Source organism: Mucilaginibacter endophyticus, from assembly GCF_003351025.1.
GTDB lineage: Bacteria > Bacteroidota > Bacteroidia > Sphingobacteriales > Sphingobacteriaceae > Mucilaginibacter > Mucilaginibacter endophyticus.
Map to the genome: position 1 here is coordinate 466673 of NZ_QPCG01000003.1, position 26704 is coordinate 493376.

At 41.4% G+C, this 26704-nt stretch carries 28 protein-coding genes; 17 read left to right on the forward strand and 11 right to left on the reverse strand.

All coding sequences use genetic code 11. From position 1 onward, the window contains the following. The first annotated feature begins 33 nt into the window (after positions 1-33). On the forward strand, positions 34-732 hold the full coding sequence (locus tag DUL71_RS15145) for a L,D-transpeptidase family protein (RefSeq protein WP_114938898.1): 699 nt from the start codon (positions 34-36) through the stop codon (positions 730-732). 185 nt (positions 733-917) lie between these two features. Here the strand turns inward: DUL71_RS15145 and DUL71_RS15150 are convergent, their stop codons facing one another. Together DUL71_RS15150 and DUL71_RS15155 are read right to left on the reverse strand one after the other, a co-directional pair. Then, positions 918-1808: a flavin reductase family protein gene (locus tag DUL71_RS15150; protein WP_114938899.1), complete on the reverse strand. Its 891-nt coding sequence runs from the start codon at positions 1806-1808 to the stop codon at positions 918-920. A gap of 125 nt (positions 1809-1933) precedes the next feature. Then, complete coding sequence (locus tag DUL71_RS15155; RefSeq protein WP_114938900.1) at positions 1934-2929, reverse strand: fumarylacetoacetate hydrolase family protein; 996 nt, start codon at positions 2927-2929, stop codon at positions 1934-1936. 599 nt (positions 2930-3528) lie between these two features. Here DUL71_RS15155 and DUL71_RS15160 point away from each other — a divergent pair. The 9 genes from DUL71_RS15160 to DUL71_RS15200 all read left to right on the forward strand — a co-directional run bounded on the left by DUL71_RS15160 (position 3529) and on the right by DUL71_RS15200 (position 11462). After that, positions 3529-4686 carry a homogentisate 1,2-dioxygenase gene (locus tag DUL71_RS15160; protein WP_114938901.1) on the forward strand — a complete coding sequence of 386 codons (1158 nt, stop codon included), beginning with the start codon at positions 3529-3531 and terminating at the stop codon, positions 4684-4686. Positions 4687-4799: 113 nt separating this feature from the next. After that, positions 4800-5924, forward strand: a complete 1125-nt coding sequence (hppD, locus tag DUL71_RS15165) for a 4-hydroxyphenylpyruvate dioxygenase (protein WP_114938902.1) — start codon at positions 4800-4802, stop codon at positions 5922-5924. Between the two features lie 102 nt (positions 5925-6026). Further along, positions 6027-7283: a gliding motility protein GldB-related protein gene (locus DUL71_RS15170; RefSeq protein ID WP_114938903.1), complete on the forward strand. Its 1257-nt coding sequence runs from the start codon at positions 6027-6029 to the stop codon at positions 7281-7283. 97 nt (positions 7284-7380) lie between these two features. Further along, positions 7381-7620, forward strand: a complete 240-nt coding sequence (locus tag DUL71_RS15175) for a hypothetical protein (RefSeq protein WP_112575942.1) — start codon at positions 7381-7383, stop codon at positions 7618-7620. Then, positions 7605-7904: a type II toxin-antitoxin system RelE/ParE family toxin gene (locus tag DUL71_RS15180; RefSeq protein WP_112575943.1), complete on the forward strand. Its 300-nt coding sequence runs from the start codon at positions 7605-7607 to the stop codon at positions 7902-7904. Before DUL71_RS15175 ends, DUL71_RS15180 begins: the two co-directional genes overlap by 16 nt. 36 nt (positions 7905-7940) lie before the next feature. Then, on the forward strand, positions 7941-8411 hold the full coding sequence (locus DUL71_RS15185) for a YciI family protein (protein WP_114938904.1): 471 nt from the start codon (positions 7941-7943) through the stop codon (positions 8409-8411). Next, positions 8412-9068, forward strand: coding sequence for a DNA alkylation repair protein (locus DUL71_RS15190; RefSeq protein WP_114938905.1), 657 nt, complete (start codon positions 8412-8414; stop codon positions 9066-9068). Between the two features lie 454 nt (positions 9069-9522). Then, entirely contained in the window at positions 9523-11001 is a 1479-nt protein-coding gene (locus DUL71_RS15195; protein WP_114938906.1) for a PAS domain-containing sensor histidine kinase, read from the forward strand. A 17-nt stretch (positions 11002-11018) separates the two neighbouring features. Next, positions 11019-11462 carry a response regulator gene (locus DUL71_RS15200; RefSeq protein ID WP_114938907.1) on the forward strand — a complete coding sequence of 148 codons (444 nt, stop codon included), beginning with the start codon at positions 11019-11021 and terminating at the stop codon, positions 11460-11462. Between the two features lie 16 nt (positions 11463-11478). Here DUL71_RS15200 and DUL71_RS15205 read toward each other — a convergent pair whose 3' ends face one another. The 3 genes from DUL71_RS15205 to DUL71_RS15215 all read right to left on the reverse strand — a co-directional run bounded on the left by DUL71_RS15205 (position 11479) and on the right by DUL71_RS15215 (position 14318). Further along, the gene (locus tag DUL71_RS15205) at positions 11479-11955 is read right to left on the reverse strand and encodes a hypothetical protein (protein WP_114938908.1); all 477 of its coding nucleotides are present in this window, start codon (positions 11953-11955) and stop codon (positions 11479-11481) included. 19 nt (positions 11956-11974) lie between these two features. Beyond that, positions 11975-12955, reverse strand: a complete 981-nt coding sequence (locus tag DUL71_RS15210) for a type I phosphomannose isomerase catalytic subunit (protein WP_114938909.1) — start codon at positions 12953-12955, stop codon at positions 11975-11977. Positions 12956-13088: 133 nt separating this feature from the next. Next, positions 13089-14318 (reverse strand): NADP-dependent isocitrate dehydrogenase, encoded by a 1230-nt coding sequence (locus DUL71_RS15215; protein WP_112575970.1) that lies wholly within the window; start codon positions 14316-14318, stop codon positions 13089-13091. Positions 14319-14528: 210 nt separating this feature from the next. Between DUL71_RS15215 and DUL71_RS15220 the strand changes: the two genes are divergently transcribed. Together DUL71_RS15220 and DUL71_RS15225 are read left to right on the forward strand one after the other, a co-directional pair. After that, positions 14529-15239 carry a hypothetical protein gene (locus DUL71_RS15220; RefSeq protein ID WP_114938910.1) on the forward strand — a complete coding sequence of 237 codons (711 nt, stop codon included), beginning with the start codon at positions 14529-14531 and terminating at the stop codon, positions 15237-15239. A gap of 88 nt (positions 15240-15327) precedes the next feature. Continuing rightward, the gene (locus DUL71_RS15225; protein ID WP_114938911.1) at positions 15328-15750 is read left to right on the forward strand and encodes a hypothetical protein; all 423 of its coding nucleotides are present in this window, start codon (positions 15328-15330) and stop codon (positions 15748-15750) included. Between the two features lie 75 nt (positions 15751-15825). Here the strand turns inward: DUL71_RS15225 and DUL71_RS15230 are convergent, their stop codons facing one another. From DUL71_RS15230 to DUL71_RS15240, 3 genes are all read right to left on the reverse strand, one after another. Beyond that, a complete protein-coding gene (locus tag DUL71_RS15230; RefSeq protein WP_114938912.1) occupies positions 15826-17613 on the reverse strand; it encodes a DNA polymerase III subunit gamma/tau in 1788 nt (595 codons plus the stop codon). 106 nt (positions 17614-17719) lie between these two features. Beyond that, a complete protein-coding gene (locus DUL71_RS15235; RefSeq protein ID WP_114938913.1) occupies positions 17720-19174 on the reverse strand; it encodes a capsule assembly Wzi family protein in 1455 nt (484 codons plus the stop codon). Between the two features lie 417 nt (positions 19175-19591). After that, the gene (locus DUL71_RS15240) at positions 19592-19828 is read right to left on the reverse strand and encodes a hypothetical protein (RefSeq protein ID WP_114938914.1); all 237 of its coding nucleotides are present in this window, start codon (positions 19826-19828) and stop codon (positions 19592-19594) included. Between the two features lie 161 nt (positions 19829-19989). On the opposite strand from DUL71_RS15240, the gene rpsF reads away from it, so the two are divergent. The 4 genes from rpsF (at position 19990) to mtgA (ending at position 22079) form a co-directional block, all read left to right on the forward strand. Then, entirely contained in the window at positions 19990-20358 is a 369-nt protein-coding gene (gene rpsF, locus DUL71_RS15245; RefSeq protein ID WP_114938915.1) for a 30S ribosomal protein S6, read from the forward strand. Beyond that, the gene (gene rpsR / locus DUL71_RS15250; protein ID WP_022833472.1) at positions 20358-20621 is read left to right on the forward strand and encodes a 30S ribosomal protein S18; all 264 of its coding nucleotides are present in this window, start codon (positions 20358-20360) and stop codon (positions 20619-20621) included. Before rpsF ends, rpsR begins: the two co-directional genes overlap by 1 nt. A gap of 15 nt (positions 20622-20636) precedes the next feature. Further along, positions 20637-21080: a 50S ribosomal protein L9 gene (gene rplI / locus DUL71_RS15255; protein ID WP_091218124.1), complete on the forward strand. Its 444-nt coding sequence runs from the start codon at positions 20637-20639 to the stop codon at positions 21078-21080. A 330-nt stretch (positions 21081-21410) separates the two neighbouring features. Further along, positions 21411-22079, forward strand: a complete 669-nt coding sequence (gene mtgA / locus DUL71_RS15260; RefSeq protein WP_425270978.1) for a monofunctional biosynthetic peptidoglycan transglycosylase — start codon at positions 21411-21413, stop codon at positions 22077-22079. A 240-nt stretch (positions 22080-22319) separates the two neighbouring features. Here the strand turns inward: mtgA and msrA are convergent, their stop codons facing one another. Further along, positions 22320-22811 carry a peptide-methionine (S)-S-oxide reductase MsrA gene (gene msrA / locus DUL71_RS15265; protein ID WP_114938917.1) on the reverse strand — a complete coding sequence of 164 codons (492 nt, stop codon included), beginning with the start codon at positions 22809-22811 and terminating at the stop codon, positions 22320-22322. Between the two features lie 174 nt (positions 22812-22985). Here msrA and DUL71_RS15270 point away from each other — a divergent pair, with 174 nt between their 5' ends. Then, positions 22986-24074, forward strand: a complete 1089-nt coding sequence (locus DUL71_RS15270) for an alpha/beta hydrolase (protein WP_114938918.1) — start codon at positions 22986-22988, stop codon at positions 24072-24074. A gap of 11 nt (positions 24075-24085) precedes the next feature. Here the strand turns inward: DUL71_RS15270 and DUL71_RS15275 are convergent, their stop codons facing one another. Both DUL71_RS15275 and typA read right to left on the reverse strand, forming a co-directional pair. Further along, a complete protein-coding gene (locus DUL71_RS15275; RefSeq protein ID WP_114938919.1) occupies positions 24086-24697 on the reverse strand; it encodes a YdeI/OmpD-associated family protein in 612 nt (203 codons plus the stop codon). A 99-nt stretch (positions 24698-24796) separates the two neighbouring features. Beyond that, positions 24797-26608, reverse strand: a complete 1812-nt coding sequence (typA, locus tag DUL71_RS15280; protein ID WP_114938920.1) for a translational GTPase TypA — start codon at positions 26606-26608, stop codon at positions 24797-24799. Positions 26609-26704: the final 96 nt, after the last annotated feature.

Consider the following 26704-nt stretch of genomic DNA (forward strand, 5'->3'; position numbering starts at 1 on the left):
CGTTAACTACAATTATAGTTAACAACCTGACCAATGCCTAAACTGATTACATTGCTGCTATTAATCCTATTATTAGCACTTCACAAAACCGAAATTCCAGATAGTAAACTTGCCAGTGATGTACGTCTTAAAGTTTGGCCCAAGCTTCAGAAAGAGCTTAAAGACAAAGGTCTTGCTCCCTATGGTTCAGTATATCTCCGTATTATCAAAGACATTAGCGTGCTTGAAGTATGGGTAAAATCGGCCAATAAATACCAGCTATTTAAAACTTATGATGTATGCACCTACTCCGGCGGGCTGGGTACAAAAACCCGCGATGGTGACGGCAAAAGTCCGGAGGGATTATATACCATTGAACCTAAACAGCTTAACCCGGTAAGTAATTATTATTTGGCTATTAATGTTGGCTACCCTAACGTGGTTGATCAAGCCAAAGGCTATACCGGCAGCGCTATTATGGTACATGGACATTGTGCTTCGATTGGCTGTTACGCCATGACTGATGCCCGCATAGAAGAAATTTATACCTTGGTTTACGAAGCGTTTACAGCCGGTCAAAAACAAATCCGGGTTGATATTTTTCCTTTCCGGATGGATGATGCTAATTTAAAGCGCTATGCAGTATACAAACAAGATGCCTTTTGGCGCTCATTAAAACCAGCGTACGAACTATTTGAAAAAAGACAGCTACCGGTTGATTATCATCTTAAGGGGAAGGATTATGCTTATTAATGATTGATCTAAATAACTAAAAATGTCATTTCGAAACGAGGCACGAGTGAGAAATCTTATACGCCACGCATAATGAACTATGCAAAGCAGCTTTACACGGTGTATAAGATTTCTCCTTCACCCCATTGCCCTGCCCCGCACGGTTCACTCGAAATGACATTCTAATAATTACCCACACGAGGATATCACTCCATCAAAAGCACCATCAAAGCTTCCTCTACCCTTTCCAATTCCAAAAGCTGTTTGGCTTTCAAATGCAGTTGCAATTCGCGGGTTTGGCTATCGCCGATGGTGGCGTCGAGTACTTCTTTTATCTCCGGAGTAAGCGCGAAGGCTTCAATAGCTTCATCGGTAGGTATGGTTTCCAGATTGCCTAATTGCCCAAGATTGTTACCGGTTAATATTCTTGAATTACGGATGGCATATGGCAGTGCATCAACGCCAATGCCTATCCTGATGTTTGGTTTGGCTACCTTAAAAAGGTTATCTTTGGTAACGCGACAATACCAGTCGCCGCCGAGGCGGGCTACCAGGTCCATTTTGGCCTGATCTATTTTTCCATCCTCGCCCAACACAGCGTCACTAATGTGGATCAGTTTAATTTCGGCGAGTACAAGGTTACCGGCGCCATAGCTTTGTCCTAATTCAATTACCTCATTAACTACACATTCCAGTTGCACATATGATTCGGCTACCCGTGGCGGTTTTACCAGTTGCGATGGTACCGGCGTTAAACCCGATTTAATAAACTCGTTAACCCCCAGCGGATATTCTACACTTGAAAGCGAGGTTTGCTGTACCATATCATAGTTAACAATATTGATGACGCATTCGGGCACTTCCTTTACATTTTCGAGCGTGTGTTTAGTAGTATTGTCCCTCACCCGGCGCGATGGCGAAAAAATACATATCGGCGGATTGGTACTGAAAAAATTAAAAAAGCTGAAAGGGCTCAGGTTTACATTACCTGCTTTATCGACTGTTGAGGCCAGGCATATTGGTCGCGGTGCTATTACAAAATGCAAGTAGCTTTGAAGCTGAACAGGCGAAAGATCGGCTATATTAATGGTAGGCATTACTATGTATCATTATATCACATGTCATTGCGAGGAGGTACGACGAAGCAATCGCACGGAGGCATAGCCGCTCTGTATAGCATGCGGTTGCCGCGCTTCGCTCGCAATAACATAATTTCTATCTCTTACTTCTTCAATTTCAATATCGAAAAATCACTATTGGCCTTTTCAATAATATTACCCAGCATGCCTAAGCCGGTGATCTCCATTTCAACCAGGTCGCCGGGTTGCAACCATTGTGGTTCGTAGTCGGCATTATTAAGTACGCCGGTGCCATTCAGTTCAAGGAAGCAGCCGGTACCTACCGTGCCCGAACCTATTACATCGCCCGGTAAAACATCGCAGCCATAGGAAGCGCGCTCAATGATCTCGGCAAAGGTCCAGTCCATATCGGCCATATTACCTGCCGATACTTGTTTGCCATTCACCACACATTTCATCTCCAGGTTATAAGCGTTACCTGTATGACCAGGTTTTGCGGGCACTTTATATTGTTCCAGTTCATCTGGCGTTACCAACCACGGACCAATAACCGTCGAAAAATCCTTACCCTTTGCCGGGCCAAGGTTCAGTAGCATTTCTTCCATTTGCAGGGTACGGGCGCTCATATCATTCATGATCATATAGCCCGCAATAAAGCTATCGGCTTCGGCAGCTGTAATGTTACGGCCCTTTTTATTCAGTACCACTGCTACTTCCAGTTCAAAGTCCAGCTTCTGAAAATGATCGGGCATGCACTCAATTTCGCCGGGGCCTTGTATGGCATTATGGTTGGTGAAATAAAAAATAGGATACTGATCAAACTCCGGTATCATATCCAGTTTACGATTACGCCTGGCTGAGGCCACATGCTGCCTGAAAGCGTAACCATCCCTGCATGATGTTGGGTGAGGCACGGGCGCCATCAACTCAAAAAACAATTCCTCCTTAGCCTCTATCTTTCCCGAACGAATATCTTCATTAACCCGTGCGGCATGCTCCATCAGCTCGGGCCCTCCCCATAAAAATTCATTCATATTATCGGGGATCAGCTTATCGCAGGAATTTAAATTGTAGATGTGGCCATTAACAAAAACACCAAGATGTTCGCGGTCTTCGGTTTTATAGGATACTAATTTCATAGAGTAGCTTAATTGGTATAATCAAAGCTAATGATTTTGGTTGATGGTTTATGAGGTGAATGGTTGATTAAGTTGATTGGAGAGTGGTGAGTGGTTGATTGGGTTGATTAGGTGAGTGGTTTTTTACGCATATATATTCTTCCGCCGCCGCTCGGCTCCTGCCGAGTGGCCGTTATCCCCAGGCCTCTGGCCTGTATACATCACGCCGGCGGCCAGAGGCCGTGAAATAGTTGCCACTCGGCTGGAGCCGAGCGGCTTCGGGATAATAGCAACCACTCACCCAATCAACCCAATCAACCACTCACCATCTTCCAACCAAAACTTGCATCCTAAAAATAATCCTGCTAACTTAGTATCATGTTACGGGTACAAATGCATTTTCTGTTTTCATTGGGGTTAACCTCCATGAGCGATGCCTCATCGTTCAGAGATGCCATGCTCGCTAAGATCGTATTGGCACAATACTAATTCTTCCCCCTGCTTTCTTCATTTTTTTTAACCATTATTTATTAAATGGTTATGGCTATGCGTTACGGACTTTTAAGCCGAACACAAATCAGCATTTTATACGTTTTATTGTTAACCAATTAAAGCAATCCATGCCTGTATATCATAGTTTAGGATCAATTCCGCCTAAGCGGCATACGCAATTCCGTAAGCCCGACGGTAGTTTATATGCCGAAGAACTTGTATCAACCGAGGGCTTTTCGAGCCTTTATTCATTAGTGTACCACGCTTACCCGCCCACCATTGTAAAAACCCTGGGCGAGCCCTACAGTGTGGAGCCTAAAATAGCGCGAGAAAAGCACCTGAAGCATACCAGCCTGATAGGTTTTAATGTACAGCCCGAAGATGATTACCTGCAAAGCCGCAAGCCGGTATTGGTAAACAGCGATCTGCATATTTCGCTGGCAGCACCGCGCCAAAGCATGACCGACTATTTTTACAAAAACAGCCAGGCCGATGAGGTAGTTTTTATTCATGAGGGCACCGGCACCTTAAAAACCGGTTTTGGCAATATAAAATTTCAATATGGCGATTACCTGGTAATTCCACGCGGTACTATTTACCAGATGGAGTTTGATGGTACAGCAAACAGGCTTTTCATTGTAGAAAGTTTCAGCCCTATTCGTCCGCCCAAGCGTTACCGTAACCAATATGGGCAGCTCATGGAACACTCGCCTTATTGCGAACGCGATATCAAGCGACCGGCCGATCTGAAAACTTACGATGAGCATGGCGATTTTAAAATCCTGATTAAAAAGCAAGGCCTCATTTATCCTTATATCTATGGCACCCATCCGTTTGATTTTGTAGGTTGGGATGGCTTTCATTATCCATGGGCTCTATCCATTCATGATTTTGAGCCGATAACCGGGAGGTTGCACCAGCCGCCGCCTGTACATCAAACTTTTGAGGGCAACAACTTTGTGATTTGTTCTTTTGTGCCCCGCAAGTTTGATTATCACCCGCTATCTATCCCTGCACCGTACAACCACAGCAATGTGGATAGCGACGAGGTATTATATTATGTTGATGGCGATTTCATGAGCCGCAAAAGCGTGGTAAAAGGACAGATCACCCTGCACCCCGGCGGTATCCCGCACGGGCCGCATCCAGGCTCTGTCGAAAAATCGATAGGGAAGGAATCAACAGACGAGCTGGCTGTAATGATAGATCCGTTCAGGCCACTAATGCTGACTGAGGATGCCATCAGGATAGAGGATGAAAATTATTATAAAAGCTGGCAATATTAACCGCTATGTCATAGCGAGCGAAGCGTGGCAACCGCACGGAAGCATATTTGTCCTGTATAGCATGCGATTGCTTCGTCGTTCCTCCTCGCAATGACATATTTAAATCAATTAAAATGACTACTCAAACTTTAGATAAACAACAAACCACAACCGATTTCCTGCCCCTTAACGGTACGGATTATGTTGAATTTTATGTAGGCAACGCCAAGCAGGCGGCCCATTATTATAAAAGCGCTTTCGGCTTTCAAAACCTGGCTTATGCAGGGCCTGAAACCGGCGTACGCGACCGGGCATCATACGTTTTACAACAAGGCAAAATCAGGATTGTACTTACTACTCCCCTGCACTCCAACCATCCAATTGCCGAGCATATCAAAAAACATGGCGACGGCGTAAAGGTACTGGCCCTTTGGGTTGATGACGCCTATGATGCCTTTGAGCAAACCACCAAACGCGGCGCCGAGGCCTATCAGCAACCGCAAACTTTAACAGACGAGCAGGGCGAAGTGCGTACCAGCGGCATCAAACTTTATGGCGAAACCGTGCATATGTTTGTTGAGCGTAAAAACTATAACGGTTTGTTTTTGCCCGGCTATCAGAAACTGGAAAATGCCTTTAACCCAACAGATACCGGCCTGCTGTATGTTGACCATTGTGTAGGTAACGTAGGCTGGCATAAGATGAACGAGTGGGTTAATTTTTATGAAGAAGTTTTAGGCTTCAGGAATATCCTCACCTTTGATGATAAAATGATTTCAACCGAGTATTCGGCTTTAATGAGTAAGGTGATGAGCAACGGGAATGGCTATGTAAAATTCCCGATCAATGAGCCGGCCGAAGGCAAAAAGAAATCGCAGATTGAAGAATACCTGGAGTTTTACGAAGACGAAGGAGTACAACACCTCGCTCTTGCTACCCATGATATTGTAGCTACGGTTACCGAACTGCAAAGCCGGGGCGTTGAATTTTTAAAGGTACCATCTACCTATTACGATGATTTGATTGACCGTGTAGGCCATATTGATGAGGACCTTGAACCCTTAAAACACTTGGGCATTTTGGTCGACCGTGATGACGAGGGCTATCTGCTGCAGATCTTCACCAAGCCGGTTGAAGACAGGCCGACCCTGTTCTTCGAGATCATTCAGCGCAAGGGTGCCAAATCATTCGGTGCAGGTAATTTTAAAGCTTTGTTTGAAGCTATTGAACGCGAACAGGAAGCAAGGGGAAACCTTTGATTTCGGAATTTCGATTTCGGATTTCGGATTTTTTAAATAGTGATTTATGATTGAAGCCGGGCCTTGCCCGGCTTTTTTGTTGCAATTTGTTATTTTTAGGGCATGTATAAATACCTGACCTTTTTCTTTACGCTGCTATGCTCTGCAGTATTTGGACAAAAAAGCCTGAGCAACAAAGGCGATAGCCTGTACGAGGCAAAAAACTTTATCCAGGCCGGAAATTGCTACCTGCAATCGGCCAAACAAGCCGAATTTAAAGCTTCGGCCACCAATGATTATTATAATGCTGCATGTTGCTATGCACTATCGGGCAAAGCCGATAGCGCTATGATCATTTTACAACTGACTGTAAATAGTGGTTACAAAAACGCGGCGCACCTGATAACAGATTCAGACCTGAATTCACTGCATCAAATGCCTCAATGGCGACCGCTGGTTAGCTCGGTAGAAAAGAAACCCAAAGGATTTACCGATGATCCTTTAAAAGCCAAACTGGTAACCAGCGATATTAAAAACTTTTGGGCGGCCTATGACCGGGCTCAAAAAGATACAGCCAACCGTCTTAAAATTTACAGGAAATACTACGTTGACCCCGGATCGCCGGGCTTGCAGGATTACTTTGCCATTAAAGTTGTGCACATGAATTACTTTGTAAAGGGGCACGATAAAAAATCAAAGTTTTATGCTGCTATCCGCAAAAACACTTATACAGTTGATGAACAAAAACCGCAGATGACAGCGTCGTTTGTAAAATTGAAAGAGCTTTATCCGCAAGCCAAATTCCCCGATGTTTATTTTGTTATCGGCGCTTTTTCATCCGGCGGTACATCAACAGATAATGGGCTACTTATCGGGCTTGACCAGGCTGTACGCACACCTGATATTCCTGTTAGTGAACTTAGCCTCTGGGAAAAAAACAATTTTGGTAAACTCGATTACATCCCTAACCTGGTTGCGCACGAACTTATCCACTTTAACCAGGATGGTATGCTGGGCGGCGATACTACTTTACTCAGGGCTGTTTTGGTTGAAGGCATGGCCGATTTTTTAGGTGAGTTGATATCAGGGCACACGGCCAATGAGCGCCTGCATGTATGGGCAAAAGGCCGCGAAAAGCAAATATGGGCCGATTTTGAAAAAGAGATGTATTTAAAGCGGGCATATAACTGGATAGCCAACTCGAACCAGGAAACGGTTGACAAACCTGCCGATCTGGGTTATTGGGTTGGTTACCAGATTTGCAAAGGTTACTATAATAACAGCACGGATAAAAAGCAGGCCATTTACGATATGCTGAACATAAAAGATTATAAAGCTTTTTACGAAAAAAGCGGAACCAGTAAAAAATTCGGTAATTAGCGTGAACACATACTCCTCATAGATTATGAAGCCGGGCGTTTGCCCGGCTTTGTTGTTAATGATTAAATTAGTAATTTGACATTATAAAAGGAAGGCAATGAATATTAAGGAAGACTTTCATCATTTGATAGATACCATTGATGATGAGCAATTATTGAAAAGTTATTATCAGTTAATTCAGCAATTAAATGCTAACCAAACCGGTCATCTTTGGAATAACCTGAATGAAGCTGAAAAACAGGAGCTCTTAATAGCCTACGACGAAAGCTTTGACGATGCTAATCTTTTGTCCCATGATGCAGTAAAACAGATGCATAAAAAATGGCTAAAACAATAATCTGGAATCGCAAAGCCAGCGATAAATTCAATTCTATTATAGCATATTTAGAACAGGAATGGGGTGAAAGTGTTACAAAGAATTTCGTTATCAATACCTACAAAATAATTGAGCTCATAGCAAATTACCCTGAGATGGGGACTTTAGAAAATAAAGAAAAGCAAATAAGGGGCTTTGTTATAACCAAACACAATACTCTATTTTACAGAATTGAAGAAGATAAAATAATCCTGATCACCTTTTTCGACAACAGGCAAAATCCAATAAAAAAACCTAAAGGCTAACCAATTAATATTTCTGGTTGTATAAATCATAAATCAATGAAAAAAGCTTTACTCATTATTACCGCTGCTGTATTAAGCCTTAACTGCTTAGCCCAAAGCTCCCCCGTGGCCAAACCCGTTTACGATGCCGCCCTGGCCAAAAAACTGGGGGCCGATGATTACGGCATGAAAAAATATGTAATGGCATTTTTGAAAGAAGGGCCAACCCAACTGAAAGATTCGGCGGCTAATATGCAGCTGCAAATGGCGCACCTTAAAAACATTGGCAGGCTCGCTGCCGAAGGTAAATTGGTTGTTGCCGGTCCGTTTTTGGATAACCAACCCCTTCGTGGTATTTTCATTTTTAATGTAGAAACCGTTGAGGAAGCAAAAAAACTTACCGAAACAGACCCGGCTATTAAGGCAGGGGCTTTAGTGATGGAACTGCATCCTTTTTATTGCAGCGCGGCGCTGATGCAGGTTGTGCCTATTCACAATACCCTCCAAAAGAAAAGCATGACCAATTAAATGGATACCGTAACATTTGTACTTGAACAGCTCAAAGAAAAGGCCGATGCCAACTACTTCAAAGGCATGGCCCGCTTTGGTATCGACAGTTCGCGGGCCCTGGGCGTAAAGCTGCCCGAGGTCCGTAAGCTTGCCAAAATCATTAAAAAAGATCATGAGTTGGCCCTGGCGCTTTGGGATACTCAAATACATGAGGCCAGGATGCTGGCATCAATGATTGCCGAGCCCAAACAAGTAACGCCCGAACTCATGGATAAATGGGTTGGCGACTTTTATTCCTGGGATATTTGCGACCAGATTTGCGGTAATCTTTTCGACAGGACTCCTTTCGCTATTGAAAAGGCCGTTGAGTACAGCAGCCACCAGCAGGAGTTTGTAAAACGCGCCGGCTTTGTGCTGATGGCCGAATACGCCATACACAATAAAACCGCACCCGACGAAGTTTTCCTGAAGCTGTTCCCTATTATGGAAAGGGAAGCCTGGGATAACCGCAACTTTGTTAAAAAGGCCATTAACTGGGCCCTGCGGCAAATAGGCAAACGAAATAATATATTAAAAGTTAATGCTATTAGCACAGCAAGAAATATTTATAACCAATCCTCCAAATCGGCCAAATGGATAGCTAAAAGTGCAATAGATGAACTAATAAGCAAATAAGCCTGATAATATTTTTCCATATAATTAAAAACGGCCAAGCTGGCTGTAAAATAGGACATTATAATACCCAATAATAGTTCACCCATATTCATTAACTTAGTGCCCACTATTTTTACAATCAAATTACGTCAAAGTATTTTATAGGGAATATCTTCAACTTTTTAATGTATTTAAACAAAGTTTAGGCTATTTGATGGCTGTTTCGCAAAATAATACTTCAATTAGGAGTACATATAGCCAAATATTCTAAAAACCGTAATTACCAGTAAAAGAATACATTATAAAGTATCAAAAATATTATATTTGAGGCTGAGCAAATGTGGAATAATGATTGAGAAGAACATAACAACAAAACAACTGGTAGTTGTAAGTTAAAAAACTTCAAATCACGGTACATATTTTAATAATAAGCGCGTGTCAAAAAACAAATTGAATTAGTGAACGGATTATTGATATGAGTTTTTCGGAAAAGGGTAAACTTTCTGGCGATGACATTCATCTTACCCCTTTGATCAATGATCTGGATACGGGTATTTGGAAATATAATTTCAATACCAGGGAGGTAAAATGGTCGACTGGCTTTTATACTGTATTAGGCTATCAGTTCAATGAAATTGAATGTTCTGTCAATACTTTTTTTGAGCACTTGCTTTACCACGGCGATAAACCTGCTTTTACCAACGCTATCAACAACAGGATAACCGATGCCCCTCCCCTTCAGTTACGTTTCTTAACCAAAAAAAATGGCTACCAATGGTTTGAAACTACCATCAGGAAACAGGATGACGAAAACGGCAGTATCGTTTACGGTTCGCTTATAAATATCAACCGTTATAAGCATAACGACTTATTATCGGCCCATAATCAGGCTACTCATGATGATGCTTTTAAAACAGCACGCTTGGGCATTTGGGAAATTGACACGCAAAACGTTAATACCATTGTACTGTCAAAACAGGTTTATGAGTTGTTTGATCTTCAGAACCAATTAAACCTGAGCGTTGAAGAATTTATCAGCTTTTTTGAGCCTCCGTACCGGCCGGTTTTACAAAACGCTATTAATAACACTATCAAACATAGCCGGCCTTTTGATATCGATCTGCTTTTACGATCGGCCAAAAACAATATGCTTTGGCTGAAAGTGAAAGCCGTACCTGTAATTAACCACTTTGGCAAATGCACCGCTATTAAAGGGATTGTTCAGGATATCGACAACGAAAAAAGAAAGCTGCTTAAGCTGGAGCAATCCATAAATCTGCTTACCGACCAGAATCGCCGTTTGCAAAACTTCGCGTATATCGTATCTCATAATCTCCGTTCCCATACCGGGAACCTTCAGTTTATGGTGAACCTGTTTGAGCAGGCAGACGCCCGGGAAGAGCGGGAGGAGATCTTTTCGCACATCAAAGCTATAAGTGAAAGTTTAGATGGAACCATTGAGCATATTAATGAAATAGTTAAAATCCAGACCGAAATTACCAAGGAGCGGAAGGTAGTTGAATTGGAGCCGATGTTCAGGACTATTTGCTCGGCCTTAAAAAATAACATCGAAGCTATAAACGCCCGTGTTGAATGGGACTTTTCCCAATGCCGTGAAATCAGTTATATCCCGGCTTATATGGAAAGCATTTTGCAAAACCTGCTTACCAACTCGTTAAAATATAGCAGCCCGGAAAGGCAACCCATCATAAAATGTTACACACTGGCCGAAGGAAACCACATATATCTTATTTTTGAAGATAATGGCCTGGGCATTGACCTTGAACGGTATGGCGACAAGCTCTTTGGAATGTATAAAACATTTCATAACAACAGTGACGCCAAGGGAATTGGCTTGTTTATAACCCGCAACCAGGTTGAAGCGTTAGGCGGTAACATTAAAGTTGACAGCACTGTAAATGTTGGCACAAAATTTACTATCAGGTTGGTATAATTTACAAATACGGAGAGATGATTGAAGAGCGAAATCCTACAAACACCTGGATTGTAGACGATGATAGCATTTATGTTTACGGCCTGAAAAAACTGATAAGTATAAAGGGGATAAATACCAATTTAAGTCACTTTATTAACGGACAAGAGGGCATTAACGCGCTAAAAAAAGCGAACGAAAATCAACAATTGCCGGATATCATATTACTGGACATCAATATGCCGGTAATGGACGGGTGGGAGTTTATGAATGAATTTGCGAAATTAAAGCCACAATTAGGGAAAAACATTACTGTCTATATCGTGACCCCCTCCCTTGATCTCAACGATATCCACCGGGCTAAAAGTATTCCGGAAGTTGCCGAATATATTTTTAAGCCTGTAAAGATCAGCCAGCTTACGGAAATTTTTTCTCAAACCCAGTATCAGACAAACGAAAGAATAAGACAATACGGAACATGATGTTCCGTATTGCTTTTTACTGTTTTACCAAAACCGATGTGGATATAAAGTTTTGAGAAGTGTCTTTAAATGTAAGCTGAACTTTTCCGCCCACATTACTCAATTGCCCATATGAGGCGTTGTTGCCCGAAGCGGTAAATTTTATCCTGTTACTGCCACTCATTACCCACTGGCCCGCGGCAGCATCACCTTTTGCCCCTATTATAGTAACGCTATTCGGTGTTCTTGAAACATAACAATCTTCCGCCCCTACGTAGCCCCCGGTCCAGGTCCCATCGTCTTTAAGCGTAGTTTGGTTATCGCTCAAACATGGCGAAGCTGTGCTTGTATATGTTTCAGAAGCACCCGTGCTGGTGTCAAAATCGGTTTTAGATATAAGCACATATTTACCAGCATATGCGCTTTTGGGATTACTGTTTTCCTTTTTGCAGCTATTACCGGCAAACAATACTGTTAGGATAAGGCTAAAAAAGGTTATTCGTTTTTTATACATGCAGGTGTATACGCGTTAATTATTCGATATAGCTTTCCAGAATTTTAAAGCCACCGGTTGTTTCCAATTCAATTTTATCAATGCTTTTTGGCAACAGGATACACTCGCCCATTTTAACGGCATATGCCTCGTTGTTATATTTTACAGTGTAACCGCCTGCAACACAAACATGGATAACAAATGAATCCAGGGCCGAATAGTCTTTAGATGTACTTTCATCAAAATCAAGCACATTGGTTGTGAAGTAAGGGCAGGTAACCAGCTTTACAGTCTCATCCTTTTTAGGCTCGTATTGCGTTTTGTACTCGTCGTAATGTTTGTAATCAATAGCGGCAAGGGCTTCTTCGGTATGTAATTCACGTTTCTGGCCTTTATCATCAACACGGTCAAAATCGTAAATGCGATAGGTAATATCTGATGTTTGCTGAATTTCTGCAATCAGCAACCCTTTGCCAATGGTATGTACCCTGCCTGCAGGTAAAAAGAAAACATCATCGGCAACAGCCTCTTCCCTGTTCAGGATATCCATAATATGACCGCTGTTTAAGGCGTCAACGTATTTCTGCTCGGTCATTTCCTGGTTAAAGCCGGTGATCAATGTCGAACCCGGATCGGCCTCGATGATATACCACATTTCGGTTTTACCAAATGAGTTATGACGCTCTTTTGCCAGTTTATCATCAGGGTGTACCTGTACAGAAAGGTCATCATTGGCATCAATAAATTTCACCAATAAAGGGAAGATATTGCCAAAATGATCGTAAACCTTTTTACCAACCAGTTCGTCTTTATATTGCTCCAGCAAATCGGCCAATGACTCGCCTTCAAGCGCACCCGAAGCTACTACCGAAACATCAGATTTTACGCCCGATATTTCCCAGGTTTCGCCGCAGTTTGGTAAGCTGCCAAAATCTTTGTGCAAATAGGTTTTGATCTTTTGACCGCCCCATATTTTATCCTTATATATGGTTTTGAATTTTAACGGATATAATGCCGACATAGTGTTGTGTATTTTGACTGCTAAGTTAGGAGTTAAATAGATAATTGAAAATGCTAAATTGATTTACATAGCATATTGTATAACAAAAAAGCCCATGCAAAGGCATGGGCTTTTATATAAAACTTACCGGTAATTATTTACCTAAGCGTTTTTTAAGGTTTTCGTCAATTGCAGCCAAAAACTCTTCGGTGTACAGGTAATCGGTACCGTGCTCCACTTTTGGTTTAATGGTGATGGCCAAATCTTTGGTCATTTTGCCGCTTTCAACAGTTTCGATACAAACTTCTTCCAAAGCTTTGCAGAAATCAATCAGTTCCTGATTTTTATCCAAGATACCGCGGAATTCCAAACCTCTTGTCCACGCGAAAATTGAAGCGATTGGGTTAGTTGAAGTTGGTTTACCAGCCTGGTGATCACGATAGTGGCGGGTTACTGTACCGTGAGCTGCTTCCGCTTCCATTACAGTGCCATCCGGGGTAACCAGGGTTGAGGTCATTAAACCTAATGAACCAAAGCCTTGCGCTACGGTATCAGACTGTACGTCGCCATCATAGTTTTTACAAGCCCAAACAAAGTTACCGTTCCATTTCAGGGCCGATGCAACCATGTCGTCAATTAAGCGGTGCTCATAAGTGATGCCGGCAGCATCAAACTTTTGTTTGTAATCACTTTGATAGATCTCTTCAAAAATATCTTTGAAGCGGCCATCATATTTTTTAAGGATCGTATTTTTAGTTGAAAGGTATAAAGGCCAGCCTTTCATTAAAGCCTGGTTAAAGCAAGCATGAGCAAAACCTCTGATAGATTCATCGGTATTGTACATGGTTAATGCAACACCATCACCTTTAAAGTTAAATACTTCATATGACTGCTCCGGGCCGCCATCTTCAGGAGTAAATTTAACGGTAAGTTTACCTTTGCCTTTAGTTAAGAAATCGGTAGCGCGGTATTGATCGCCAAAAGCATGACGGCCAATGCAGATAGGAGCTGTCCAGTTAGGTACCAAACGAGGTACGTTTGACATAACGATTGGCTCACGGAACACAGTACCATCTAAAATGTTACGGATAGTTCCGTTTGGTGATTTCCACATTTGTTTCAATCCAAACTCAGCAACCCTTGCTTCGTCGGGAGTAATAGTAGCACATTTAATACCAACACCATATTGTTTAATAGCGTTAGCTGCGTCAATAGTAACCTGGTCGTCGGTTTGGTCGCGGTACTCGATACCTAAATCGTAGTATTTGATATCAAGATCAAGATACGGTGTAATCAATTTGTCTTTGATGAATTTCCAGATAATGCGGGTCATTTCATCTCCATCCAGTTCAACTACCGGATTTTCTACTTTTATTTTTGACATGCCTGATGTGGTTTTTGTTTTACAAACGGCCAAATATATAAAATAGACTTTATGAATTTTATCAAATAATGCAATGAAAAATCACACATTTCGTTATTATGACAATTATTAACACGGGTATTGTTGTTTTTATAAACTTTGGTGCTATTTTTACTAAAACAAAATGCTTACCATAAAACAAACTCCTTTTAGCCGGAGTTAAAGTTTATTATGATAAAACTGATACTAAAAACCTCCTTTATAATCCTGTTGTGTTCCGTTTCATTTTTAGCCAAAGCCCAAATAGGGTTTGACTACGCACAATATGATGTTGGCTTTGCCGCAGGTATTAACCAGGCCAGCTCGGCCGATGTGCAAACCCTAAAAACAACGCCATCTATAAATCTTAATTTTACTTACAATCAAAGCCCGTACATTAATTATGTATTTAATGTAGAGGTAGGCAGATTAAAAGGCGGCTCCCCAAACACGTCAACACAAAGGCAGTTTGAAAATCATTTTAGTGCCTACTCATTCAGGGTACAGGTTCAGGCCGGCGAATTAATTGATTACTCTCAAAGTGCTATAGCCAATGCCTTTAAAAACCTTTACCTGTCATCAGGTTTGGGATACATTAATAATAATGTTGTATCCAGAACAGACGATGTTCTTTTATTGGAACAAGGGCAAGTTTTGCCCTATGAACCCAAAACAAACGAAATATTTATACCTGTTAGATTAGGTTACGAGTTTAAATTCTTTAACAGCTACAACCAGCCTTCTGTTAAAATTGACCTTGGCTATCAATACAACTTTATTATGGGCGATAACCTTGATGGATATGTTGCCGGCGCTCATAATGATGCTTATTCACAGTTTACTATAGGCTTTAAATTTGCTATTGGCGGTGTTACTTCGTACCGCAAACAGATCCATTATTAAGCCTTACGTAAAAATCTTTTTTTTTAATCAGTTTGTTTTTTTGGCAGGGTTTTTACTGTGTATATTTATACTATAAAAACACAAACCTATGAACAACGATCAAATTGACGACGCAGGTTTTAACGACGAGCTGCCTGATCGCGACGAAACACTAAAAGATGAGCTGGGTGAAACCATTGATGAGGAAAACCTGAACTACAATCCGGACGATAACAGCTACGAATACGATGTTAAAAGTAATGACCCGGATTATGACCATCCCGATCCGTATCATACCACGGCAAAAAATGGTGAGGATTTTAACTCCACTTATGATGAGGCAAACCCCTATGATGTTGATGGCGAATTTGACGAAGACAGATCGCTTGAAACTGATGTAGATGAATTAGGAATGCATATTGATCACGGCGAAAGTGTAGAAGTTGATCCTGTTGATGCTGCCCTATCTCATACTCCTGAAGATGACCGTGACGACCTTGATGAAGAAGGCTATCCAAAAAACGACAGATAATAAATTCCAGGAATATTTTTATTGATACTGAGTTGTTGGTTTAATAAAACCTGCAACTCAGTATCCAAACCATCCTTAATCAAAATCAAGATTAAACCTACTCTTTAACTCCAATAACTGCGGATTGCGGGTTGCCATATGCTGAAATTTTTCTGGAGCCGTGTAAGGTTTACGTACCACCTTTAGCTCGTCAACACGGGCATTTACATCAATAGTGAAATTTTTAAGTGTGCTGCGCAGATAATTCAGCATAAGAGGTTTTTCATCCCTAAACGTGGTTTCCTGCACCATGTTGCCTACTATTACCTCAAAAACATATGGTTTTAGCATACGTGGCGCGTTTGATGTAAAAATGGTTACCAGGTTTTTTTTGCCTTCTTTTTTGGCAAACGCGGCAAAATCACTCCAGCACTGCAAGAAAGCATCCATGGTAAAATCCTCATTGTCATCACCCTTTAAATAAGGATCTTCCTCTTCAAGTAGTTGCTCCTGCGTTTTCACCTCGCCTGTTAATGAAGGTGTGAGTGTGCTGCGCAAGGGCATTATAATCTTAGGCTTCTCGGCTGGGGGGGCATCTTTGGCTTGTACAACCGGTGTTGCTGTTTCCTTTACAGGAGTATTGTATACCGGGGCGGCCTCGCTTGCAATTGATACGGCTGGGCTTGCCGGGGCATTGTTAACCGGTGCTACTGCTGAGGTATCAGGTTTTTTTTTTAATCCCCCGTCGGCTGCGGGCGTTACTGTGAGTGGTGTGGTTGCCAGGTTAAATACCGATGGCAGGTGGCACATCTTGAGCAACGCCAGTTCAACCTGCAACCGCTGATTTTTACTTAGCTTGTAACTGATATCGCACTGATTGGCAATATTCATGGCCGAAAGTAAAAACGAAACCGATGACTGTTGCGATTGCTGCAGGTATTTTGTTTTGATGCCATCACTTACTTCAAGCAGCTTTAACGTGGATTGATCTTTCCCAACCAGCAGGTTCCTGAAATGCTCGGACAAACCTGCTATAAAATGAGCCCCATCAAAACCCCGTGAAAGGATCTCATCGAAAAAGAGCAATACTTTGGCAGTATCCTCCCTAAGCAGGCTTTCGGTTATATTAAAGTAGTAATCGTAATCAAGTATGTTCAGGTTATCAATAACCGAACGGTAAGTTACCTTACCACCCGAAAAGCTAACGATCTGGTCAAACATCGACAGCGCGTCGCGTAAACCACCATCGGCTTTCTGGGCTATGATATGCAAACCATCAGGTTCGTAGCTGATATTCTCTTTCCCGGCAATTGATGCCAGGTGATTAGCCATATCCTCAACCCTGATGCGGTTAAAATCAAAGATCTGGCAGCGGGAAAGAATAGTTGGCAGAATCTTGTGTTTTTCGGTAGTGGCTAATATGAATATAGCATAATGAGGCGGCTCTTCCAGCGTTTTCAGGAACGCGTTAAAAGCGGCCTGCGATAGCATGTGCACCTCATCAATAATATAAACCTTGTAACGCGCGGCCTGTGACGGGATCCGTACTTGTTCTATCAGGCTCCGGATATCATCAACAGAGTTATTTGATGCGGCGTCAAGCTCATGTACGTTGAAGGAGTTTCCGTTTTCAAAGGCCTTACATGACGGGCACTCGCCGCAGGCTTCGCCATTGGGCTGCAAATTGGTGCAGTTAATGGTTTTTGCCAGGATTCGCGCACAGGTAGTTTTACCCACACCACGCGGACCACAGAACAAAAATGCCTGTGCCAGCTGGTTATTTTTTATAGCATTTTTGAGCGTGTTGGTTATATGTTGCTGACCAACAACGGTTTCAAAAGTAGCCGGGCGATACTTACGGGCCGAAACAATGAAATTATCCACAAGTGCTAAGGTAGTGAGAAATTAGATTGGGTGAAAGAGCGCATTTGCTAATTTTTTACACATTGGCAACCTAACCATCTCAAATAAATATCGATCCCGGCTTTAATTACATAAATGATTTTGACACTTTCAGGATAACGCCAAATGAATTATAAAGCAGCCCTCCATGATCATAAGCCAGATCATAACCAACAGTATAGCCGTTTTTTAACGGCCTGATCCCTTCAAGAAAAACCGAATACTGGTTCACTTTCGTGAACGCTCCGTAATTGGAAGGGTTCCTTACCTTTCCTCCAACCGAGCGGTAAGGCTCTGTACCATTATCATAGGTGCCCATGTTTTCCGAGTAAGAAAATTTTCCTGTATAAAACCAGTTAAACGCGTAAAATTGCACACCGGTATGTAAGGCTAACACTCTGTTATTCACAAAAAACTGTTTATTATTGCTACCTATTTGATTTGCCCGCACATCATTCACGGTAGTTATAAACGGCGTACCTAACGCCATTTCATTGTAAGACCAGCCTTCTTCATACTCATAGTTATTATAATAATTTTCGGCACCCGATTTGGTTTTTTTTGAACTTACCATGCCCGCCTGATTTGCAGTATACAGGTATTCAAATACAAATTTCTTCCAGTAAAAGTCACCTGAGTTTGGCTGATTATTAACTATACTAATTCCGTTTAACCCATCACTAGCATTGGCAAGCGACCTTAAAGCGCCTATGTCATAAAAGTTTTGGCGATACAGCGATACCGTAAAATCATCAAACCTATATTCTGCTCCAAAATCTAACGAACCTAAATGGTTGCCAACTTTACTCCCCTGGTACAATTTACCCGTAAGCACATACCAATATGTTTCTGCAGATGATAATCCAAATTTATTAAATACTCGTTTTTCGTCCCCCCACAAAGCTTCATGATTGTAACCTCCCTGAACTTTAAATCGCCAGGATGGCTTGCCTATTTTAACGTAGAGCGTGTTTTCAAGATAATAACCTTTAAAATCTTTTGGCCTTTCGCCGGTCCTGACCTTAACATCTCCCAAATATCCGTTCGCCAATGACGCCTTAACCGCAAACAGCTTTCCCAAAACTGGAATACTGTAATACTCAGGGATACTTAAACTAACCTTAGGAATACCCAGGGCATTACCTGATACGGAAAACGAACCGGAAGAAAGCGTTGAATCGGCAAGCCCTATAATATCCTTAGAGCGGCCCGCTTTTAACTCAAAAATACCCGCATGGGCTTTAATTGATCCTTCAATGAGCGAAAAGCGACTGTCTTTTCCTGCATTGCCCCGGCCTTCAAATGAAAATCCCCAGCCAAACGTTTTTGTTGTATCATAATCTTTCCGGATTTTTCCAATTAAACTACCGGAACCTCCCGATAGCGGAACGCTTCCAAATTGATTTGCCCTCAACCAAAACGGCACCACGTTATTGGTGGTGGCAATACCCTGGGCTTCCAAACTGATATGCACATTCTGATCTTGTGCCTTTGCAAAAAAAACGAACGAAAGTAGTGGCAATAAAACAAATAGTTTTTTCATAGATAGATAGTTTCGGCAAACGATTAGTTTCAAATAACGAAAAATGAACTTTTATCAATAACAATGTTATTTAATTATTAAAAACATATTATTAACAACAATAAAAGCACACAACTATCACAATATACCCAGTTTAATTCAATAATTTAAATTTAACCAATGATTAAATTTAACTATTTGTTTAATTCAATGAAAATCAGATTGAAAAAATTTAAATCCTGAAGAAATAAAAACTCAACCCGAATGAAATCCGGGCTAAGCTTTTTATTATAATTTTTCAGCAAATAAAGGACAGCAAAGGAAATAACCATCCTGATTGCCTTTACAAGGCAACTAATAAGGGATAAAACTAAATGCTATTAAAGCTTACACGCTCCGCAATCAACAGCGAAGCTTAGCTTTTATATAAGAATCTATTTAAAAATCATCATCGGGCAAATGATCATCATCTTCCGGGTCGGGCTCGCCCATATCATCATCAACCTGTATTTCATGCAAGTCCTCCTTATCATCAAGTATATCGTCAAAATCTTCATCTTCCTGGTCATCCCAATCACCTTCAAGAGGCTCATCACCTCCGCCGTACATCAGAATTTCATCAAAAGAAAGCGTTTGTAAATTTTCTACACCGGTTAAGTCTGTTAACAACTGCATAGCTATAAGTTTTTTAGGTTAGAACGACACATTATGTTATAAGTTTTAAAAAACCGCGTAAATAGTTATTAACCAATATCAACATTCATTTGAAAATCAGAAAACTATTTGTACATTTGCAGCCCCGTTAATAGCGGGTAAATAATTAAAAATCAAGTATAATGCAACAGTACGAAATCGTGATCGTTCTAACCCCGTTGCTTTCAGAAGAGATTGCTAAAGAGGCAAATGCCAAATACAGCAAGATCCTTACTGATGGCGGAGCCGAAATTGTCCAGGAGGATAATTGGGGTTTGAGAAAATTAGCGTACCCTATCCAAAAGAAAACTACAGGGTACTATCACTTAACTGAATTTAAGGCTCCGGGTGAATTAATTAACAAATTGGAGGTAGAGTTAAGGCGCGATGAGCGTGTATTGCGTTTCCTGACCATTGCTTTGGACAAACATGCCATTGCTTACAATGACAAAAAACGCAGCGGTGCTTTTAACAAAAAACCAGCAGCTAAAGCAGAGGAGGCAGCAAACTAATGGCTAACGAACAAATTAAATACGTTACCGCTCCAAAAGTGGAGGATAACCGTAAAAAATACTGCCGTTTCAAAAAGAACGGTATCAAGTATATCGATTACAAAGACGCAAACTTTTTATTAAAGTTCATTAACGATCAGGGTAAAGTATTACCACGTCGTTTAACCGGTACTTCATTAAAATTTCAGCGTAAAGTGGCTCAGGCTGTTAAACGCGCCCGTCACATCGGTTTATTACCTTACGTTACAGATTCATTAAAATAATAGGAGATTTAAGAAATGGAAGTTATTTTAAAACAAGATGTAAAAAACCTGGGTGATAAAGACGATATCGTAAATGTGAAACCAGGTTATGGCCGTAACTACCTTTTACCTAAAGGTTACGCCATATTAGCTACTGAAAGTGCACGTAAAGTTTTAGCTGAAAACCTTAAACAAGCTCAATTTAAGCAAGAAAAAATCCGTAAGGATGCTGACGCTATTGCAGCCCGTTTAGAAGGTGTTAAACTTAACATTGGTGCTAAAGCCGGCGAAACTGGCAAAATCTTCGGTGCTATCAACACTATCCAAATTGCTGATGCATTGAAAAAAGAAGGTTTTGACGTTGACCGTCGTCGTATCACTTTTGATCAGGAGCCAAAATTTGTTGGTGAATACGTAGCCAACATCAACCTGCACAAAGAAGTTAAAGTTCAGGTTCCGTTTGAAGTAGTAGCGGAATAATTATATTTCGGAATTCGGAGTTTCGATTTCGGATTTTGAAAAAGTTAAAAAAGGTGTTTTGTTAATTCAAAACACCTTTTTTTATGATTAAAATCAAACAAGAGCGAATCCGAAATCTCAAATTCGAAATCTGAAATCAAGAATATTTATTTCGGATTTCTGGAAAGAATTTAGAATTTTAGAGGGTGCTTTGCCAAACCAAAGTACCCTCTCTTTTTATAAGGAAATATTATAGCAGTGTTAAAGTTCTTCAGCAAAAACAACCAGAAATCGAAGTCGAACGCACGAAATTCAAAATCGGATTCTAAATATTACGGTATACCTAAACTTATCTTCAGGATCTTTAAACTGGCTTTCCTCCTCTTTTTCGGTCTGAGTTTATTAGGTGTGATATTTTACCGTTTTGTTAACCCGCCTTTTACCTGGCTCATGATAGAACGCGGCTTTCAGCGTAAATCTGCCGGTAAGGAATGGAAGATTGATAAAAAATGGAAGGACTTTGACGATATCTCCGACAATATGAAGCGGGCCGCCGTTGCCGCCGAAGATCAAACTTTCCTGGAACATCACGGATTTGACTTTAATGCGATTGAAAAAGCCATTGAAAAAAACTCGCACAGTAAAAAACTGATTGGCGGTAGTACCATATCACAACAGGTAGCCAAAAACGTGTTCCTTTGGGAAGGCCGCTCCATACTTCGTAAAGGTATCGAAGCCTATTTTACCGTATTGATCGAAACCTTCTGGAGCAAAAAACGCATTATGGAGGTTTACCTCAATGAAATAGAAATGGGCGACGGTATTTATGGTGTTGAAGCAGCCTCGCAGGCCTATTTCCATAAATCAGCGTCGGACTTAACCCGCCAGGAAGCCGCCGCCATAGCTGTAATTTTCCCAAGCCCGTTAAAATGGTCGGCTACTAACCCTACCAAATATTTAAGGCACAGGCAATATCTCATCATGAAAAATATGAGAAGATTAGGGCCGCTGGATTTTTAGCCCCCTACCCCCCTAAAGGGGGAATAAAAATATCACATTCCCTGGTCGAAGTTTAGCGATAGCCTAACTTCGTCCCAAAATGTTTTAAGCTTTCAGCTTAACCGAATTGCTTTGGCTATGTATCTAATGAAGTATCCTACTTCGGAAGCAGGATGCTTCATTAGTTTTAGATCGAAGTTACGCTATCGCTAAACTTCGACCAGTATTAGTATCAGAATTTATTCAGCTTCTTATTTATAATCAACTCAATTTCCAATCAGGCCTTTCAAAGTGACAGGTATAGCCATATGGATTTTTTTGAAGATAATCCTGGTGCTCCGCTTCGGCGTTCCAAAAATCAGTTGCCGGTACTACTTCCGTAACAATTTTGCCCGGCCAAATGCCAGAAACCTCCATTTCGGCTATCAGCGCGTTTGCCACTTCCCGCTGGCTTTCATTCAAGTAAAAAATAGCCGAACGATAAGAAGTGCCAATATCATTTCCCTGCCTGTTCCGGGTAGTAGGATCATGGATCTGAAAGAAATATTCCAGGAGCTTACGATAAGGCAATTTATCGGGATCAAATTCAACTGCAATGCCTTCGGCATGTGTTCCATGATTTCGATAAGTCGCGTTGGGCACATCACCACCAGTGTATCCCACTACAGTAGAAATAACACCAGGATAATGCCTGATCAATTCTTCTACCCCCCAAAAGCAACCGCCTGCTAAAATGGCTTTTTCCGTATTCATAATACTTTATATTTATAACATAAAGGTAGGCTACAAATGGGTAAATGACAAAAGATAGATGAAGGATATCTTCCTACGGTATTCTGTAAGTTATAATTGGCACTCCTTTTTATTTTACCAGCGCTGTAACCTTTTGTAAATTAAGGCTATCTTAATTACATAACCGAAACTACCATGTTAAAACAAAACCTAAAACTCAGCATAATTCTACTTTTGCTTTTGTTTGCCAAAAACACTGTAACCGCGCAGGTTAAAAGTGATGCCCCTACCCCTTTTTCTGATAAAGGCTTGGTGCAATGGGATTATCATTCAACGGTTATTGGCGAGGATTATACCATCTATGTACTTTTACCACCGGGCTATGATACTACCAAAACTAAATACCCGGTATTATACATGACTGATGGCGACTGGAATATGACCGTTGCCATGAACTGCTTTAACATGCTCAGGCAGGACTATGAAACCACCGAAGCGCTCATTGTAGGCATTGGCTATGGCAACCGCCCTAACCAACGTAGCCGGGACCTGAACCCCGCAACCGGCGGACCAAAATTCATTTCGTTTATTGAGCGGGAGGTAATGCCGTTTATACAAAGTAAATACCGTACAACCGACAATAAAGCCTTGTACGGCTATTCTTATGGCGGCATGTTTACTACCATGGTTCTGTTTGAACATCCCAGCCTGTTTAACATGATCTTTATTGGGGCGCCGGGTAATGGAGGCAACGAGCTGATCCCTTCAGCCAAAAAATATTTTGCTAACAACCATGATCTTAACAGCAGGGTATTTTTAGGCGTAGGCTCCTTTGAGCATACCACAGCCAAAAACATTGAAGACTTTAAAACCTACATGATAAATCAGCATTGCAAAAGTTTGGATATAGCCACTGCAATCACCCCCAATGCCGGGCATGGCGCGGCGCTTGCCCAGGTGATGCAAAACGCCATAGCCTTTGCCTACTGTAAAAAACATAAAGAGATTACTATACCGGTAAAAGATCTGCAGCAATATACCGGCACCTACATTATAGCCGGAGATACTACTAAGAGCAAATTCAAGCTATACATAGCTGACAACAAACTGTGTTTTGTAAATAACGGACAACCGCCTATCGCCTTTGTACCATTTGCTAAAGATTCATTCTTCATGTACGAAAACGAAAGGGATGAGGTTTTCTTTCATACAGAAGCCGGCAAGATGTATATACTTTACAGTCCGCTTCATGAAAAACCGACAAGATTGGATAAAGTGAAATAAGCTTACAGCTCTTACTTATACTTCCAATGCCTTGATTTACCTTCGGCAAGCCACTCAGCGGCTGTTTCCATCCGTTTAAGGCGGGTAGCTTCTGTCTTGGCTTCGGTTATCCACTCTATGTATTCTTTTTTCTGTGAGTAGCTAAACTGGTTGAGATTAAGCCAGGCTTGCGGATGGGCCTCTAAAAACTTCGCAAAGTAATCCGGCACCACCAATTCGTCGCGTTGGGCGGGTGTTTTTTTAACAGAGGCTGGTCTTACCTTATTATCTTCATTTAGCATTATGGCCTGATGGATGAATTCGATAAGCACTTCTTTGGGAGGCAGGTCATCGATACTGGTTAAACGGCCGAAACTGCCGGCAGCCTGATCGGCCAGGCTCAGTACTTTCTCCGGATCGTACAATAACGATGCTTTCCAAAACCCAAATGAGCAATGCTGCTTAAAGGCGGCCATATTACAAACCACGCCTTTGTAATCAAAAAAAGGCATGCTCCATTTCATGGTTTCAACTATTGCAGGTGAGGCCTCATGTACCACAGCCCTTATGTAGTTTAAAATTGGCTTCGCAAAATCAGGCGATTTTTCGATGTAGGCATCAATCCGGTTATCGTAGTGCTCCATAAAACTAAAGTTAGGAATTTCAATAATTCCAGCAAAAATCTACAAAACAAAAAAGCCCTCCGGTTAACCGGAGGGCTTCATATACTTGTTTATCAAATGTTATTGACTGGTAAATTTTTTAGCGTTGATCTTACGTTCGTTCTCGTTAAGATAAATCTTACGTAAGCGGATGCTTTGCGGTGTAACCTCAATGTATTCATCAGCCTGGATATACTCCATTGATTCCTCTAAAGAGAATTTGATAGCCGGAGCAATACGTACGTTGGTATCACTACCTGATGCACGCATGTTGGTCAACTGTTTACCTTTAGTTAAGTTAATAACCAAATCGTTATCGCGGATGTGCTCGCCTAAAACCTGGCCTTCGTAGATATCAACTCCCGGATCAACGTGGAACCTGCCACGATCCTGTAATTTATCAATTGCGAATGCAGTAGTTTTACCGGTATCCATTGATACCAATACACCATTTAAACGGCCCGGGATCTGACCTTTCCATGGTTCATATGCTTTAAAACGGTGTGCCATGATAGCCTCGCCGCCTGTTGCAGTTAATACGTTGTTACGTAAACCGATGATACCGCGTGCCGGGATATCAAACTCAAGGTGTTGCAGATCGCCTTTAGGCTCCATGATCAGCAAATCGCCTTTACGTTGAGTTACAAGTTCAATTACTTTACCTGCAACATCGCCCGGTACGTCAACAATCAGGGTTTCAACCGGCTCACATTTTACGCCGTTGATTTCTTTAACGATAACCTGTGGCTGACCAACCTGCAATTCGTAACCTTCACGACGCATAGTTTCGATCAATACCGACAAGTGAAGAATACCACGACCATAAACCAGGTATGAATCAGGCGATTCGGTTTCAACAACCTTAAGCGCCAGGTTTTTTTCCATCTCTTTGTACAAACGATCGCGCAGGTGGCGTGAAGTAACAAACTTACCTTCTTTACCAAAGAAAGGTGAAGTATTGATGGTGAACAACATGTTCATTGTTGGCTCATCAATTTTAATTACTTCCAGTTGTTCAGGGTTTTCAAAATCGGCAATGGTATCGCCAATATCAAAACCTTCAATACCTACTACGGCACAGATATCGCCAGAGCTAACTTCGGTAGCTTTAACTTTACCTAAACCTTCAAATGTATAAAGTTCTTTGATCCTTGATTTTTGGATAGTGCCATCGCGTTTTACCAAAGATACCGGCTGGTTTTCTTTGATAGTACCACGGGCCACACGACCAATAGCGATACGACCTACGAAAGATGAATAATCTAACGAAGTGATCTGCATCTGTAAAGTACCTTCGGCAATAGGTGCAGGAGGTATATTTTCAAGAATTGCATCCATTAACGGGAAAATATCCGTTGTTGGTTTTTTATAGTCGGTGCTCATCCAGCCTTGTTTTGATGAACCGTAGATAACCGGGAAGTCCAGTTGTTCTTCGGTAGCTTCAAGGTTGAAGAATAATTCAAAAATTTGTTCGTAAACTTCTTCGGGGCGGCAGTTCTCTTTATCAACTTTGTTTACAACCACAATTGGCTTAAGGCCTAAAGCCAAAGCTTTTTGAGTTACGAAACGAGTTTGAGGCATGGCGCCTTCAAAAGCGTCGCAAAGTAATAATACACCATCGGCCATTTTCAATACACGCTCAACCTCGCCACCAAAATCGGCGTGACCAGGGGTATCAATAATGTTGATCTTAACATCTTTATACCTTACAGATACGTTTTTTGAAACGATGGTGATACCACGCTCACGTTCAAGGTCGTTGTTGTCGAGGATCAGCTCTCCGGTTTGCTCATTGTCCCTGAAAATGGCACAGCTGTGCAGAATTTTATCAACCAAAGTAGTTTTACCGTGGTCAACGTGCGCAATGATTGCGATATTTCTTATTTTTTGCATGAAAATGCTCCCTAAAATTTGGCGCAAAGGTACGCTTAATATATGAGATTATAAAGCGTTTACAAGTTATAGTTGATAATTAATGTAATCAAAGTA

Excerpts from the sequence above, each read along its gene's own strand:
- DUL71_RS15145 (WP_114938898.1), top strand. The coding sequence starts at position 34 with ATGCCTAAACTGATTACATTGCTGCTATTAATCCTATTATTAGCACTT.
- DUL71_RS15150 (WP_114938899.1), bottom strand. The coding sequence starts at position 1,808 with ATGCCTACCATTAATATAGCCGATCTTTCGCCTGTTCAGCTTCAAAGC.
- DUL71_RS15155 (WP_114938900.1), bottom strand. The coding sequence starts at position 2,929 with ATGAAATTAGTATCCTATAAAACCGAAGACCGCGAACATCTTGGTGTT.
- DUL71_RS15160 (WP_114938901.1), top strand. The coding sequence starts at position 3,529 with ATGCCTGTATATCATAGTTTAGGATCAATTCCGCCTAAGCGGCATACG.
- hppD (WP_114938902.1), top strand. The coding sequence starts at position 4,800 with ATGACTACTCAAACTTTAGATAAACAACAAACCACAACCGATTTCCTG.
- DUL71_RS15170 (WP_114938903.1), top strand. The coding sequence starts at position 6,027 with ATGTATAAATACCTGACCTTTTTCTTTACGCTGCTATGCTCTGCAGTA.
- DUL71_RS15175 (WP_112575942.1), top strand. The coding sequence starts at position 7,381 with ATGAATATTAAGGAAGACTTTCATCATTTGATAGATACCATTGATGAT.
- DUL71_RS15180 (WP_112575943.1), top strand. The coding sequence starts at position 7,605 with ATGGCTAAAACAATAATCTGGAATCGCAAAGCCAGCGATAAATTCAAT.
- DUL71_RS15185 (WP_114938904.1), top strand. The coding sequence starts at position 7,941 with ATGAAAAAAGCTTTACTCATTATTACCGCTGCTGTATTAAGCCTTAAC.
- DUL71_RS15190 (WP_114938905.1), top strand. The coding sequence starts at position 8,412 with ATGGATACCGTAACATTTGTACTTGAACAGCTCAAAGAAAAGGCCGAT.
- DUL71_RS15195 (WP_114938906.1), top strand. The coding sequence starts at position 9,523 with ATGAGTTTTTCGGAAAAGGGTAAACTTTCTGGCGATGACATTCATCTT.
- DUL71_RS15200 (WP_114938907.1), top strand. The coding sequence starts at position 11,019 with ATGATTGAAGAGCGAAATCCTACAAACACCTGGATTGTAGACGATGAT.
- DUL71_RS15205 (WP_114938908.1), bottom strand. The coding sequence starts at position 11,955 with ATGTATAAAAAACGAATAACCTTTTTTAGCCTTATCCTAACAGTATTG.
- DUL71_RS15210 (WP_114938909.1), bottom strand. The coding sequence starts at position 12,955 with ATGTCGGCATTATATCCGTTAAAATTCAAAACCATATATAAGGATAAA.
- DUL71_RS15215 (WP_112575970.1), bottom strand. The coding sequence starts at position 14,318 with ATGTCAAAAATAAAAGTAGAAAATCCGGTAGTTGAACTGGATGGAGAT.
- DUL71_RS15220 (WP_114938910.1), top strand. The coding sequence starts at position 14,529 with ATGATAAAACTGATACTAAAAACCTCCTTTATAATCCTGTTGTGTTCC.
- DUL71_RS15225 (WP_114938911.1), top strand. The coding sequence starts at position 15,328 with ATGAACAACGATCAAATTGACGACGCAGGTTTTAACGACGAGCTGCCT.
- DUL71_RS15235 (WP_114938913.1), bottom strand. The coding sequence starts at position 19,174 with ATGAAAAAACTATTTGTTTTATTGCCACTACTTTCGTTCGTTTTTTTT.
- DUL71_RS15240 (WP_114938914.1), bottom strand. The coding sequence starts at position 19,828 with ATGCAGTTGTTAACAGACTTAACCGGTGTAGAAAATTTACAAACGCTT.
- rpsF (WP_114938915.1), top strand. The coding sequence starts at position 19,990 with ATGCAACAGTACGAAATCGTGATCGTTCTAACCCCGTTGCTTTCAGAA.
- rpsR (WP_022833472.1), top strand. The coding sequence starts at position 20,358 with ATGGCTAACGAACAAATTAAATACGTTACCGCTCCAAAAGTGGAGGAT.
- rplI (WP_091218124.1), top strand. The coding sequence starts at position 20,637 with ATGGAAGTTATTTTAAAACAAGATGTAAAAAACCTGGGTGATAAAGAC.
- msrA (WP_114938917.1), bottom strand. The coding sequence starts at position 22,811 with ATGAATACGGAAAAAGCCATTTTAGCAGGCGGTTGCTTTTGGGGGGTA.
- DUL71_RS15270 (WP_114938918.1), top strand. The coding sequence starts at position 22,986 with ATGTTAAAACAAAACCTAAAACTCAGCATAATTCTACTTTTGCTTTTG.
- DUL71_RS15275 (WP_114938919.1), bottom strand. The coding sequence starts at position 24,697 with ATGGAGCACTACGATAACCGGATTGATGCCTACATCGAAAAATCGCCT.
- typA (WP_114938920.1), bottom strand. The coding sequence starts at position 26,608 with ATGCAAAAAATAAGAAATATCGCAATCATTGCGCACGTTGACCACGGT.